This is a genomic window from Acinetobacter shaoyimingii (assembly GCF_011578045.1).
Lineage (GTDB): Bacteria > Pseudomonadota > Gammaproteobacteria > Pseudomonadales > Moraxellaceae > Acinetobacter > Acinetobacter shaoyimingii.
Window position 1 is genome coordinate 28,675 of sequence record NZ_CP049801.1, and the last position, 14,318, is coordinate 42,992.

The following is a 14,318-nucleotide window of genomic DNA, read 5'->3' on the forward strand; positions in this document are numbered from 1 at the left end:
GCAGACCTTTTGTTTATCTATATTTATCTTTAACTAAGATGTCTTAACCTATGTAATAAAACCTATAACAGGATAGTTTAAGATTAATGACTCTAATTAAGGTTCAGCGTGTTCAATTTTCACCGCTTCTAAAATGTCAAAAATCACGTGTGTGACATCTTGGCTTAAGTCGCGATCATTAAAAATTTCATACGCTGTAATGGTTATATCGGTATCACTTGGGAGCTGTTTTTGTTCTTCTGTAATTAAATCTTGAATCGGAAGTAGGGTTTGTTTGACTTGTAAATGAAGGATATCTTCATATTTGATGTATTCATCTTCCAGCTCAATCAGTTGTTTGTTAAAAAAAGGCTGAATGATAGAGAATAGATAAGGTTGGATTTCAACTATATCAAAAATTTCGATATCACGCGTTTGTTCGATCGTGCTGATATGATCATTTACTTCTAGAATAATATGATAATAACTCACCTTGATCTCCTCTTATCTACTTATACATCACAATAACATGATGATGAAAAAATTAAATTTTTAGCGTCTATCTATTGCTTAAGATACATGATTACTCATTAAAATTTTAGTTATAACTGAGTTAAATCGAATTTAATTTGTATGAAAGCTTATCTACGACTGTTTAGAAGCTGTAAATCTGCGGGACGAAGAGAGAAATCATCTATATTCTGTTTTTCCATCATTGGATACATTAAAGAATAGGGATCATCGGTATGCAGCATACCTAAGGCATGCCCCAATTCATGTGCCAATGTGAGTTTTAAATCATTGATTGAGTTGAATTCATAAATATTAATCTCTCGACCGTTAAAGATACCCTTGTCAAATTGTCTAGGTTGGAATTGAGTATTAAAACGATCTACAGCATGGTTGATTTCATTTTTCATACTATTAATCATGTCAACTTGTTGATTGAGCTGAGCAACTCTTTCATTAAAGAAGTCAATTTGTGCCTGAATTTGAGCTTGTTCACTTCTTAATTGCTCTTTTTCATATTCAATTTGATTCATTGTGTTTTGGTTATAAGCTCGGTTATGTTGATTTAATGAATTGATCCATTGGTTATAAGTATCGACCTTGGTGGTGTAATTGACTCTGAGTCTTTCAATCTCTTGATGGTAATAATCTAACTGATCTCTTAATTCATCCAATTTCGCTCTTTCTTCTTTAATAGATTGTTTTGAATGTTCAATCTGTTCTAACTCGTTGCGCCTAGCTTCGGATTCAGATTGTCTTTCATCGTAAACAAGATTAATTGAAAGCTTCGCATTGGGATCATAAATAAAATATTGCTGATGAGTACCTAAATGCCAAATGTCAGCTGCTTGCTGGGCAAGAGTAATGAGTTCAGATTTTGAAAGATTAAATCGAGGATCAATTTCTCCAATACGATAACGAACACGTGAATCGAAAGGATGTTGAATACGATCAGTAAGCGAATTGAATTTGAGTTGCGGGTAAATTTTGAGTTGAACAGCAAAATAACCGACAAATATGATCAAAACGAACAGTGTCGAAAAACGTAAATGACTCATTCAATGATTTGAGCAGTAAATAATATGCATAGATTCTGCACCTTGCTAATAATTTGATCAATATATACAAGTGATTAAAGCTTAAATTTGAATATTTCAAAAAATAGGGTGTGGAACTTGAGTGGTTTTATTTGATGAACTACATTTAATTTTAAAAAACATTATGAAATTTGGCTAAATAATGATTGAAAAGTAAAGTTTTTATTAAAAATAGAATAAAAAACCAACAGGCAGTGAAATTAAGTGAAATAAGGGGTTGCAAGAGTTTTTAAAGTGTATAGAATGCACCCCATACCGACGAGATAGACGGAAACGAACGAAGCACGAAGTGCTGAGTTGTTTGAGTTTATCGAAGTCCAGCTCTTAATACTGACGAAGTGTTAAGAAGATCATTAAGAGATTATGAAGAACAACTTGTGTGGATTTTTACTGGTTGATTGATCGAAATTATTTTCATTGATTGATGGTAGAAATTACTCGAAGTTTATTTGAGAAATTAATGTCAGAAAATTGATGAGCCAAGATTGGCGCCCTTTAAGGCGCTACGAAGTATTAAACTGAAGAGTTTGATCATGGCTCAGATTGAACGCTGGCGGCAGGCTTAACACATGCAAGTCGAGCGGGGGAAGGTAGCTTGCTACCTAACCTAGCGGCGGACGGGTGAGTAATACTTAGGAATCTGCCTATTAGTGGGGGACAACATCTCGAAAGGGATGCTAATACCGCATACGCCCTACGGGGGAAAGCAGGGGATCTTCGGACCTTGCGCTAATAGATGAGCCTAAGTCGGATTAGCTAGTTGGTGGGGTAAAGGCCTACCAAGGCGACGATCTGTAGCGGGTCTGAGAGGATGATCCGCCACACTGGGACTGAGACACGGCCCAGACTCCTACGGGAGGCAGCAGTGGGGAATATTGGACAATGGGGGGAACCCTGATCCAGCCATGCCGCGTGTGTGAAGAAGGCCTTTTGGTTGTAAAGCACTTTAAGCGAGGAGGAGGCTACTTGGATTAATACTCTGAGATAGTGGACGTTACTCGCAGAATAAGCACCGGCTAACTCTGTGCCAGCAGCCGCGGTAATACAGAGGGTGCGAGCGTTAATCGGATTTACTGGGCGTAAAGCGTGCGTAGGTGGCCAATTAAGTCAAATGTGAAATCCCCGAGCTTAACTTGGGAATTGCATTCGATACTGGTTGGCTAGAGTATGGGAGAGGATGGTAGAATTCCAGGTGTAGCGGTGAAATGCGTAGAGATCTGGAGGAATACCGATGGCGAAGGCAGCCATCTGGCCTAATACTGACACTGAGGTACGAAAGCATGGGGAGCAAACAGGATTAGATACCCTGGTAGTCCATGCCGTAAACGATGTCTACTAGCCGTTGGGGCCTTTGAGGCTTTAGTGGCGCAGCTAACGCGATAAGTAGACCGCCTGGGGAGTACGGTCGCAAGACTAAAACTCAAATGAATTGACGGGGGCCCGCACAAGCGGTGGAGCATGTGGTTTAATTCGATGCAACGCGAAGAACCTTACCTGGTCTTGACATAGTAAGAACTTTCCAGAGATGGATTGGTGCCTTCGGGAGCTTACATACAGGTGCTGCATGGCTGTCGTCAGCTCGTGTCGTGAGATGTTGGGTTAAGTCCCGCAACGAGCGCAACCCTTTTCCTTATTTGCCAGCGGGTTAAGCCGGGAACTTTAAGGATACTGCCAGTGACAAACTGGAGGAAGGCGGGGACGACGTCAAGTCATCATGGCCCTTACGACCAGGGCTACACACGTGCTACAATGGTCGGTACAAAGGGTTGCTACCTAGCGATAGGATGCTAATCTCAAAAAGCCGATCGTAGTCCGGATTGGAGTCTGCAACTCGACTCCATGAAGTCGGAATCGCTAGTAATCGCGGATCAGAATGCCGCGGTGAATACGTTCCCGGGCCTTGTACACACCGCCCGTCACACCATGGGAGTTTGTTGCACCAGAAGTAGGTAGTCTAACCGTAAGGAGGACGCTTACCACGGTGTGGCCGATGACTGGGGTGAAGTCGTAACAAGGTAGCCGTAGGGGAACCTGCGGCTGGATCACCTCCTTAACGAAAGATTGACGATTGGTAAGAATCCACAACAAGTTGTTCTTCATGAAGATGTATCTGAGGGTCTGTAGCTCAGTTGGTTAGAGCACACGCTTGATAAGCGTGGGGTCACAAGTTCAAGTCTTGTCAGACCCACCATTCTGACTAACGCAGTATGAAAGTACTGAGGCGAACAGAGCGTAAAGATATATCGAATCTATAGATGATAAGCTGGGGACTTAGCTTAGTTGGTAGAGCGCCTGCTTTGCACGCAGGAGGTCAGGAGTTCGACTCTCCTAGTCTCCACCAGAGTTTCGAAATAACAAAGCAACGCTTTGTCGAAACGCAAGACAAGCAGCTACGCTGCGCGTAGTGTTTGATCATATAAGTACTGCTTTGCGCAGGCTTTAATCGAACGAAGTCGTAGATTATAGAATTTAATAAGAAGTTAGCGTAATATGCGCGTCTTGTTAACTTCTGTGATTTATCACAGTTGACCACGATCTGACGAAGACGTGGTGAATCATTAACAGAATATATTTGAGTTGAAATAATTTGTTCAAACTCATACAAAAGCGGAAACGAAGTAACGCAAGTTATGGAGTTGAAGTGATTGAATGAGAACTAGCGAAATTAACTGAATCAAGCGTTTTGGTATATGAATCTAATTGAAGCTGTATAGTGCTTAAGTGCACAGACGCCAACTGTATGATTGACTAAGAAATTGGTTGATCTGTTGCTTATCCTGCTTGTAGGGATGAACGACTGTTTGGGGTTGTATAGTCAAGTAATTAAGTGCATGTGGTGGATGCCTTGGCAGTCAGAGGCGATGAAAGACGTAATAGCCTGCGATAAGCTTCGGGGAGGCGGCAAATATCCTGTGATCCGAAGATTTCTGAATGGGGAAACCCACCGATCATAAGGTCGGTATCGTATGATGAATACATAGTCATACGAGGCGAACGAGGGGAAGTGAAACATCTCAGTACCCTTAGGAAAAGAAATCAATTGAGATTCCCTCAGTAGCGGCGAGCGAAAGGGGAAAAGCCCATTAAGTCATATCAGCTTTAGTGGAACGCTCTGGGAAGTGCGACCATAGTAGGTGATAGTCCTGTACACGAAAGGGCTGATATGATGATGTCGAGTAGGGCGAGGCACGTGAAACCTTGTCTGAATATGGGGGGACCATCCTCCAAGGCTAAATACTCCTGACTGACCGATAGTGAACCAGTACCGTGAGGGAAAGGCGAAAAGAACCCCTGTGAGGGGAGTGAAATAGATCCTGAAACCGCATGCATACAAGCAGTGGGAGCCGACTTGTTCGGTGACTGCGTACCTTTTGTATAATGGGTCAGCGACTTACATTCAGTAGCAAGGTTAACCGCATAGGGGAGCCGTAGAGAAATCGAGTCTTAATAGGGCGTTTAGTTGCTGGGTGTAGACCCGAAACCAGGCGATCTATCCATGAGCAGGTTGAAGGTTGGGTAACACTAACTGGAGGACCGAACCCACTGTCGTTGAAAAGCCAGGGGATGACTTGTGGATAGGGGTGAAAGGCTAATCAAGCCTGGTGATAGCTGGTTCTCCCCGAAAGCTATTTAGGTAGCGCCTCGGACGAATACCATTGGGGGTAGAGCACTGTTTCGGCTAGGGGGTCATCCCGACTTACCAAACCGATGCAAACTCCGAATACCAATGAGTACTATCCGGGAGACAGACTGCGGGTGCTAACGTCCGTAGTCAAGAGGAAAACAATCCAGACCGCCAGCTAAGGCCCCAAAATCATAGTTAAGTGGGAAACGATGTGGGAAGGCATAGACAGCTAGGAGGTTGGCTTAGAAGCAGCCACCCTTTAAAGAAAGCGTAATAGCTCACTAGTCGAGTCGGCCTGCGCGGAAGATGTAACGGGGCTAAAACTATGTGCCGAAGCTGCGGATTTGCAATTTATTGCAAGTGGTAGGGGAGCGTTCTGTAAGCCGATGAAGGTGGATTGAGAAGTCTGCTGGAGGTATCAGAAGTGCGAATGCTGACGTGAGTAACGACAAAACGAGTGAAAAACTCGTTCGCTGAAAGACCAAGGGTTCCAGTCCAACGTTAATCGGGGCTGGGTGAGTCGACCCCTAAGGCGAGGCCGAAAGGCGTAGTCGATGGGAAATTGGTTAATATTCCAATACTTCTGTGTAATGCGATGAGAGGACGGAGAAGGTTAAGTCAGCCTGGCGATGGTTGTCCAGGTGAAAGGTTGTAGGCATGTATCTTAGGCAAATCCGGGGTACTCTATGCTGAGAACTGATAGCAAGCTAATTTATTAGCGAAGTGGCTGATACCATACTTCCAGGAAAAGTCTCTAAGCTTCAGTTACACAGGAATCGTACCCGAAACCGACACAGGTGGTCAGGTCGAGTAGACCAAAGCGCTTGAGAGAACTCTGCTGAAGGAACTAGGCAAAATGGTACCGTAACTTCGGGAGAAGGTACGCTGTCGACGGTGATTCCCCTTGCGGGATGAGCTATTGACAGCCACAGAAACCAGGCCCCTGCAACTGTTTATTAAAAACATAGCACTCTGCAAACACGAAAGTGGACGTATAGGGTGTGATGCCTGCCCGGTGCTGGAAGGTTAATTGATGGGGTTAGCGTAAGCGAAGCTCTTGATCGAAGCCCCAGTAAACGGCGGCCGTAACTATAACGGTCCTAAGGTAGCGAAATTCCTTGTCGGGTAAGTTCCGACCTGCACGAATGGCATAATGATGGGGGCGCTGTCTCCAGCAGAGACTCAGTGAAATCGAATTCGCCGTGAAGATGCGGTGTACCCGCGGCTAGACGGAAAGACCCCGTGAACCTTTACTGCAGCTTGACATTGAACTTTGATCTTACTTGTGTAGGATAGGTGGGAGGCTTTGAAGTCGCGACGCTAGTTGCGATGGAGCCAATCTTGAAATACCACCCTGGTAATATTGAGGTTCTAACTCTGCTCCATAATCTGGAGCGAGGACCATGTCTGGTGGGTAGTTTGACTGGGGCGGTCTCCTCCTAAAGAGTAACGGAGGAGTACGAAGGTGCGCTCAGCGTGGTCGGAAATCACGCGTAGAGTATAAAGGCAAAAGCGCGCTTAACTGCGAGACCCACAAGTCGAGCAGGTACGAAAGTAGGTCTTAGTGATCCGGTGGTTCTGTATGGAAGGGCCATCGCTCAACGGATAAAAGGTACTCTGGGGATAACAGGCTGATACCGCCCAAGAGTTCATATCGACGGCGGTGTTTGGCACCTCGATGTCGGCTCATCTCATCCTGGGGCTGAAGCAGGTCCCAAGGGTATGGCTGTTCGCCATTTAAAGAGGTACGCGAGCTGGGTTTAGAACGTCGTGAGACAGTTCGGTCCCTATCTACCGTGGGCGTTGGAAATTTGAGAGGATCTGCTCCTAGTACGAGAGGACCAGAGTGGACGAACCTCTGGTGTACCGGTTGTGACGCCAGTCGCATCGCCGGGTAGCTATGTTCGGAAGGGATAACCGCTGAAAGCATCTAAGCGGGAAGCCTACCTCAAGATAAGATTTCCCAAGGACTATATGTCCTCTAAAGAGCCGTTGAAGACTACAACGTTGATAGGTTGGATGTGGAAGCATAGTGATATGTGAAGCTGACCAATACTAATTACTCGTGAGGCTTGACTATACAACACCCAAACAGTTGTTGTATAAAGCTCGATTGATTCGAAATCAAACTGATCAAACTTGATTTAGTTAAATAAACCGCTAAACTGAACGAATTAAACAAACTCAAGTATCTCTGTTAATCACTCATTTGGAAAAACACTTAGCATAAAGGTAAGACTAAGCGAGTATCCATAAACAGTTGTGCTGGCGACAATAGCAAGAGTGAACCACCTGATCCCTTCCCGAACTCAGAAGTGAAACCTCTTCGCGCTGATGGTAGTGTGGCGTTTGCCATGTGAGAGTAAGTCATCGCCAGCTCATTATTCGAAATCCCCCTGACCATAAGGACAGGGGGATTTTTTTATGAGCGAAAGTTAGGTCTAAAGCTTCAATCTAAATCCCTTACATTTTATAAAAAATATGGCGGTTCATTTCGGTTAGACTTTAAGCGAAACTCATTAAAAATCTAAAAAACATGAGGAATTGCTTATGTCATGGAGGGTCGTTGCAACGTATTCATTCCCATATGAAGCTCAGATTGCGAAAGCGCGTCTAGATTCTGTTGGTATTCCATCTCAGATAGAAAATGAACATACCATTAACATGAACTGGATGTATTCAAATGCACTAGGTGGGGTCAGAATTGCAGTGCCTTTATCCTATATTGATGATGCAATATTCTTATTGGAAAGCGATTTTAGCCAAGATTTAAAAGAACAACTTCAATTCACAGATCCTTTGTGTCCAAAATGCCAGAGTTTAAATATTGAGCCTTATACAGAAGGTAAAAGAGCTGCCTTTTTAGTTTTTACACTATTGGGATTTCCTTTATATCATTATAAACATGGCTATCTATGTCAAAATTGCGGTCATTTTTTCACATATTGTGATGATGTATAAGTCGAGTGAATGAATGAAGCATTTACCTTATGTGCGCTCGATTCAAATCAAGTCAGCTGAAAGCATAGATTGGTCGATCTATCCTTATAACATTCCGACAGTCAATGATATTGAAAAAATTGAATTTCATCCTAAAGTTACATTCTTCGTTGGTGAAAATGGCTCTGGAAAATCCACAATTTTAGAGGCATTGGCTTTGGCACTGGGTTTCTCTGAAGAGGGAGGGACTTTAAATGTGATGCTAAATTCAGCCAGTTCTGCATCGCCTTTACATGAATCATTAAGGCTGATAAAAAGTTTCAAAAAACCGAAAGATTATTATTTTCTTAGAGCTGAAAGTTTTTACAATGTTGGCACTTATATGAATGCGCTGAATTATTTGGTTGAATATGGGGGGAATATTCACGAACGCTCTCATGGTGAAGCATTTATTAAAGTATTAACCTCTAAGTTAAAGGGCAAAGGTTTGTATCTGATGGATGAACCAGAAGCGGCATTGTCTCCGAGTATGCAAGTGATGGCTTTATCTGCTATTCATCAACTCTGTGAAGATGATTCTCAGATGATTATTGCCACGCATTCACCCATTTTATTGGCCTATCCCGAGGCTAAGATTTACCAATTTACAGATACGGGTATGAAAGAAGTGCGTTATGAAGATACAGATCATTATCGAATAACCAAGGATTTTTTGAATTGTTATGAAAAACGAATTAAACAATTACTTGAAGAATAAAATGATGAATAAATTGATATAAAAAAGCCCTTACATCCTGTAAGGGCTTTTTTAGTATTGGTGGTACGGTAGAACATCCTGTTTTACCTTGTTGATTTACTTTTTATATTGTTATTTATTTTCATTTTCCATTTGGGGGTATTCAGGAAACTCCCTGTTTCCTATGAAGTAAGAATAGAGAATTTAAGGTTGCTGAACTATAGGTAAAAGTCACATTGTCATGTACGTTTAAGCCTACAAATTTTAAAAGAATGATTATGTGAAACAGTAGTGATTTGTTTTAAAAGCTGATTTTAAATCAGATAAATACAAGGATTTTCTATACTGTAGAAAGTAATGAAAGTTTGGTTACTTAAAAAGCATTTTAATCTGCTGTCTTCAACGTGCATGATATAAAGTAGATGAAAAGCGCTATCGACCAAAACACGAGGATCATTTATGGCAACTTCAGCACAACAAGAGATTCTAGAATTTCCCTTATATGTCGCAAATAAGGCTGTAACTTCTGGACAATGGTTAGAAGTACATCATAAATATTCTGGTGAAGTTTATGCCAAAGTTGCTTTAGCAGATCAAGTTATTCTAGAAAAAGCGATTTCAGCATCAGTAAAAGCAGAAAAAGAAATGGCTGCACTGAAACCTTTTCAAAAGCAAAAAATATTATTACATTGCGTAAAACGTTTTAATGAAATGCGCGAAGAGCTAACCGATTTACTGATTATAGAAGGTGGTAAACCGAGAACAGCTGCAGCTGCTGAAGTTGAGCGTTTGATCAATACTTTCCAAATTGCAGCGGATGCAGTGAGTCAATTAGATTCAGGGCGTTTAATTCCATTGGCAGTGACACAAGCCGCTTCGGCCTATCAAGGCATGATTAAACATGTACCTATCGGTGCTATTTCTTTAATCAGTCCATTCAATTTTCCACTGAATTTAACTGCACATAAAATTGCACCCGCCATTGCAGCAGGTTGTCCTTTTGTTTTGAAACCAGCCAGTTTAACGCCTATTTCCGCACTTAAAATTGCTGAAGTTTTAGCAGAAACAGATTTGCCAAAAGGTGCATTTTCAATACTGCCTTGTCCACGCGATCTAGCGGATGTATTGGTTACAGATGATCGTTTTAAATTGCTGAGTTTTACTGGGTCTGATGTGGTCGGCTGGGACATGAAAGCACGAGCAGGTCGTAAAAAAGTCACCTTAGAACTAGGTGGCAACGCAGCAGTCATGATTGAACCAGATACCGAAATGAATGATGCATTGATCGATCGAATCATTGGTGGTGCATATGGGCATGCAGGACAAGTCTGTATTAGCGTACAACGTATTTTGGTACATGCAGACATTTACACAGAATTGAAAAAACGTTTGCTGACAAAAATTAAAAAACTCAGTGCTGCAGATCCCAATTTAGCGAGCACTTTAGTGGGTCCAATGATTAAAGAAGCTGAAGCAGTACGCTTAAAAAAATGGGTTGATAAAGCCCAGAAAAAAGGTGCAAAACTGCTTGCTGGTGGCACGCTTAAAGGGGTTTTATTTGAACCAACGCTATTAGAAGGTGTCGATGAAAAGCTTGAAATTTATAAAGACGAAGCATTTGGCCCTGTTGCAGTGATTGAAAAATACAAAGACTTTGAAAAGGCGATTACTAAGATCAATGCCAGTCGTTTCGGTTTACAAGCAGGTATATATACGCAAAATCTGAATAAAATGCTATATGCATGGGATCATTTGCATGTTGGCGGTGTGATTATCAATGATATTCCAAGCTTCCGTGTAGACAACATGCCTTATGGTGGTGTGAAGGATTCAGGTCTAGGACGAGAAGGTATTCAGTCTGCGATTCGTGATATGCAAGAAGAACGTTTATTGGTAATAAAACAGTAAAACTAATCGCCATGAAAATATGAAGGAGCTTCGGCTTCTTCATGTCCAATTGAAAGTTTAATACTTTAAAAAAATAAAAATGAGCATAACCATGAAAAAATTATTTTTAAATCTCACATTTATTCTCTGCATTGCAACCTATAGCCTTTCAGCTTGGGCATTTAAAACGGAGCAATTGGTGACTGATGCACGTTCACAAATTGGTCGGACTTTATATTATGATCCTGCCTACACTTCACTAAAATATCCGATGGGCGATGTCCCAATCATTAAAGGCGTATGCACAGATGTGGTGGTTCGTGCATTACGTCATCAAGGTTTAGATTTACAGCAACTCATTCATGAAGACATGAAGCAAAACTTTAAAAAATACCCACAAAAATGGAGCTTAAAAGGTCCTGATAAAAATATCGATCATCGTCGTGTGCCGAACATCATGACCTATTTTCAGCGCAAAGGTTATCTGGTGAAAGAAAAAAATTATTTGCCTGGGGATATCGTGACATGGGATCTGGGCAAAGGATTGGTGCATATAGGAATTGTTTCTGACAAAAAGACCTTAATTTCGAAAACGCCTTTAATTATTCATAATATTGGTTTAGGTACACAGGAAAATGATATTTTGCATGACTATAAAATCATTGGTCATTATCGATTAACCAATCAAGCCAAATAAGTGAAAAACATGCGAAGCATTATAAATTGAATAGAAAAACAGTGAGTTAAAATTTTATTTTGTAAAATAAAAAATGACCGAATTATATTCTGCAAAGACCTGAAATAAATTACAGAAAAAGCCTGAGAAAAACGGTATTGTTGCAAGATTAAGCTATGATCAAAATTCAGCTTTACCAAGGATGGTTGAACAATTATCTGGTGCTGTATGGTGTAAAAATTGCAGGATTTTGATATTGCTCAGTAAGCATGATGAATGTCACTGTACTTTGCATTCTAAAACGAAAATAAAAAGTGCAGTGAACATAAGGATAATTGAAGGTGTTCTATGACAGAAAAACGTGAAAATTGGTCTGCCAGATCGGGATTTATTATTGCAGCCATAGGGTCTGCAGTGGGCTTGGGAAATATTTGGCGTTTCCCGTATGTGGCCTATGAAAATGGTGGTGGTGCCTTTCTTATTCCTTATCTGATTGCATTATTGACTGCTGGTTTGCCTTTATTGTTTTTAGATTATGCGGTTGGGCATCGAAGTACAGGGTCTCCTCCTAAAGCATATAAACAATTGCTAAAACCTGCAGAAGCCTTAGGTTGGTGGCAAGTTTGTGTTTGTATCATCATTGCATTGTATTACGCAGGTGTACTGACTTGGGCGGGAAGCTACGTTTATTTTTCCGTCGGGCAAGTGTGGGGCAGTGACCCAGAAGCTTTTTTCATTAAGCAATATTTGCAAAATTCTTCTGCTGAAAATTTTGATATGACCTTCATTGGTCACTTATTCTGGCCCCTTATTGCTGTTTGGGCTGTCATTCTGGTGATCTTATTCGGTGGTGTGAAAAAAGGCGTAGAGCTTTCAAATAAAATATTTATGCCATTACTGATCGTTTTATTTACCATTTTGGTGATACAAGCGCTGCGTTTACCTGGCGCGGTTGATGGCTTAAATGCATTTTTTACACCGAATTGGAAAGCCATGATGGACTATAAAGTCTGGCTTGCAGCTTATGGACATATCTTTTTTAGTTTGTCGGTCGGTTTTGGGATCATGGTGACTTATGCATCATATTTAAAACCGAAAACTAATTTAACGGGTGCAGGCTTTATTGTTGGATTTGCCAATTCATCATTTGAAATTTTAGCGGGTATTGGTGTATTTGCAGCTTTAGGCTTCATGGCGCATAGTGCAGGTACAACGGTTCAAGATGTTGTGAGTGGTGGTATTGGTCTGGCTTTTATCGCTTTTCCAAAAATTATCTCAAGCTTAGGTGCAGGTGCAGATCTATTTGGAATTTTATTCTTCACATCATTATTTGTGGCAGGGATCACCTCCATGGTGAGTATTCTCGAAGTGCCTATTGCTGCGATGCAGGACAAATTAAAGTGGAGTCGGGTAAAAGCTGTGAGCATTATTGGTGGCGGAACAGGCTTAGTCTCAATTTTCCTGTTCTCAACTGTCAATGCCATCAAACTGGTCGATATTATTGATCACTTTATTAATAATATTGGGATTGTCTCAGGTGCACTCATTTCAATTATTATGGTTTCATGGTTCAAGCGCTCATTAATGACTGAACTTGAAATGCATATTAATGGTATTTCAACCATTCAACTGGGTCGAACTTGGGAATTTACCCTGACTATTATTACCCCTGTGGTTTTATTGTCGACGCTCGTGATGACCTTGGTCGCATTACTGCAAAAAGGCTATGGTGATTACTCATTTGGATTACAAATGTGGTTTGGATGGGGCAGTATCATCTTCTGTGCCTTAGGTGCGTTGTTATTTTCTAAATTAAATGATCGCTAGGAGTATACACATGAATAATTCAGCAATCGTGATGATGGTGATTTCAATCGTATTTTTATGGGGCGGATTGTTAATGGCGATTTTACATTTGGTAAAACACCCTGAAAGTCTAGATGATGAATAAATAAAACACGTATAAATATCAATTCACATATGTAAATGAAAGTCATTATCATTTATGATAATGGCTTTCTTATTGTGAAATTGAACATTGCTATGGGCAATATTTTTGAAAATCATGTTGTAATTGCATTTGCAGTAACCTTACTAGCAGGTTTAGCAACAGTGATTGGCGGTGCTTTAGTTTTATTCTTTAAACAACCCAATGCGAGACTCTTATCTTTCGGTTTGGCTTTTTCAGCAGGGGCAATGGTTTATGTTTCCCTAACAGAAATTTTAAATAAATCAATTTCTTCCTTTGCTGAAACGTTTAATGAACAGCATGCCTTTGCCTATGGCACATTTTCATTTCTATTGGGTGTGATCTTTGTTTTACTGTTAGATCATTTTATCCCCAATCCCCATGAGCGGTTAGAAAAGAATGTAGCGTCAGGTTTGAATCATCAGCAATTGCTACGTACCAGTTTAATGACTCTATTTGCCATTACTGCACACAATTTACCAGAAGGTTTGGCTACATTCTTTGCGACTTTATCGAGCCCAACGTTAGGTGCTCCTTTGGCTGTGGCTATTGCAATTCATAATATTCCTGAAGGTGTCGCAATTGCTTTACCTGTATATATGGCAACACAAAGTAAGAAGTTCGCGATATTGGCGAGTTTAGTGTCAGGTTTAGCAGAGCCCTTTGGTGCAGCTTTAGGGTATTTCATTCTGCAACCTTATTTGAGTGCAAATTTATTTGGTATTGTCTTTGGTCTCATCGGCGGAGTGATGGTGTATTTGGCACTCGATGAATTGTTACCGACAGCAAAACGTTATGCCAAAGGGCATGAAACGGTTTATGGCTTAGTTTCAGGTATGGCCATTCTTGCCAGTAGTTTGGTGATGTTTAAATTCACGGTTTAATTGATCAGATGAAAG

General features: G+C 41.1%; 9 protein-coding genes, 2 tRNA genes and 3 rRNA genes. 12 read left to right on the top strand and 2 right to left on the bottom strand.

The features are described from left to right. Positions 1-96: 96 nt before the first annotated feature. Positions 97-471, bottom strand: coding sequence for a hypothetical protein (locus G8E00_RS00160; RefSeq protein WP_166012851.1), 375 nt, complete (start codon positions 469-471; stop codon positions 97-99). 149 nt (positions 472-620) lie between these two features. Further along, positions 621-1,547: a matrixin family metalloprotease gene (locus G8E00_RS00165; protein ID WP_166221195.1), complete on the bottom strand. Its 927-nt coding sequence runs from the start codon at positions 1,545-1,547 to the stop codon at positions 621-623. Positions 1,548-2,101: 554 nt separating this feature from the next. Between G8E00_RS00165 and G8E00_RS00170 the strand changes: the two genes are divergently transcribed. The 12 genes from G8E00_RS00170 (at position 2,102) to zupT (ending at position 14,303) form a co-directional block, all read left to right on the top strand. Next, positions 2,102-3,639: ribosomal RNA gene (locus G8E00_RS00170) — 16S ribosomal RNA — on the top strand. A 61-nt stretch (positions 3,640-3,700) separates the two neighbouring features. Next, a tRNA-Ile gene (locus G8E00_RS00175) sits at positions 3,701-3,777 on the top strand. 74 nt (positions 3,778-3,851) lie between these two features. Then, positions 3,852-3,927: transfer RNA gene (locus tag G8E00_RS00180), tRNA-Ala, on the top strand. Between the two features lie 472 nt (positions 3,928-4,399). Next, a 23S ribosomal RNA gene (locus G8E00_RS00185) occupies positions 4,400-7,291 on the top strand. 184 nt (positions 7,292-7,475) lie between these two features. Continuing rightward, positions 7,476-7,590, top strand: a 5S ribosomal RNA gene (gene rrf, locus G8E00_RS00190). The 16S, 23S and 5S rRNA genes sit together here with 2 tRNA genes alongside, the layout of an rRNA operon. A 171-nt stretch (positions 7,591-7,761) precedes the next feature. Then, on the top strand, positions 7,762-8,172 hold the full coding sequence (locus G8E00_RS00195; RefSeq protein ID WP_166221197.1) for a DUF2007 domain-containing protein: 411 nt from the start codon (positions 7,762-7,764) through the stop codon (positions 8,170-8,172). A 13-nt stretch (positions 8,173-8,185) separates the two neighbouring features. Continuing rightward, complete coding sequence (locus G8E00_RS00200) at positions 8,186-8,908, top strand: AAA family ATPase (RefSeq protein WP_166221199.1); 723 nt, start codon at positions 8,186-8,188, stop codon at positions 8,906-8,908. Positions 8,909-9,346: 438 nt separating this feature from the next. Next, on the top strand, positions 9,347-10,795 hold the full coding sequence (locus tag G8E00_RS00205; protein ID WP_166221201.1) for an aldehyde dehydrogenase family protein: 1,449 nt from the start codon (positions 9,347-9,349) through the stop codon (positions 10,793-10,795). Positions 10,796-10,886: 91 nt separating this feature from the next. Beyond that, on the top strand, positions 10,887-11,471 hold the full coding sequence (locus G8E00_RS00210; RefSeq protein WP_196781994.1) for a DUF1287 domain-containing protein: 585 nt from the start codon (positions 10,887-10,889) through the stop codon (positions 11,469-11,471). 327 nt (positions 11,472-11,798) lie between these two features. After that, positions 11,799-13,277, top strand: a complete 1,479-nt coding sequence (locus tag G8E00_RS00215) for a sodium-dependent transporter (protein WP_166221203.1) — start codon at positions 11,799-11,801, stop codon at positions 13,275-13,277. Between the two features lie 10 nt (positions 13,278-13,287). Then, positions 13,288-13,401, top strand: a complete 114-nt coding sequence (locus G8E00_RS00220; protein WP_166012949.1) for a methionine/alanine import family NSS transporter small subunit — start codon at positions 13,288-13,290, stop codon at positions 13,399-13,401. A 92-nt stretch (positions 13,402-13,493) separates the two neighbouring features. Next, positions 13,494-14,303: a zinc transporter ZupT gene (zupT, locus tag G8E00_RS00225; RefSeq protein ID WP_166226336.1), complete on the top strand. Its 810-nt coding sequence runs from the start codon at positions 13,494-13,496 to the stop codon at positions 14,301-14,303. The last annotated feature ends 15 nt before the right edge of the window (positions 14,304-14,318 follow it).

What these genes read in the sequence shown, in the direction of transcription:
- zupT (WP_166226336.1), top strand. Translation starts at nt 13,494, where the DNA reads ATGGGCAATATTTTTGAAAATCATGTTGTAATTGCATTTGCAGTAACC.
- G8E00_RS00220 (WP_166012949.1), top strand. Translation starts at nt 13,288, where the DNA reads ATGAATAATTCAGCAATCGTGATGATGGTGATTTCAATCGTATTTTTA.
- G8E00_RS00215 (WP_166221203.1), top strand. Translation starts at nt 11,799, where the DNA reads ATGACAGAAAAACGTGAAAATTGGTCTGCCAGATCGGGATTTATTATT.
- G8E00_RS00165 (WP_166221195.1), bottom strand. Translation starts at nt 1,547, where the DNA reads ATGAGTCATTTACGTTTTTCGACACTGTTCGTTTTGATCATATTTGTC.
- G8E00_RS00205 (WP_166221201.1), top strand. Translation starts at nt 9,347, where the DNA reads ATGGCAACTTCAGCACAACAAGAGATTCTAGAATTTCCCTTATATGTC.
- G8E00_RS00210 (WP_196781994.1), top strand. Translation starts at nt 10,887, where the DNA reads ATGAAAAAATTATTTTTAAATCTCACATTTATTCTCTGCATTGCAACC.
- G8E00_RS00200 (WP_166221199.1), top strand. Translation starts at nt 8,186, where the DNA reads ATGAAGCATTTACCTTATGTGCGCTCGATTCAAATCAAGTCAGCTGAA.
- G8E00_RS00195 (WP_166221197.1), top strand. Translation starts at nt 7,762, where the DNA reads ATGTCATGGAGGGTCGTTGCAACGTATTCATTCCCATATGAAGCTCAG.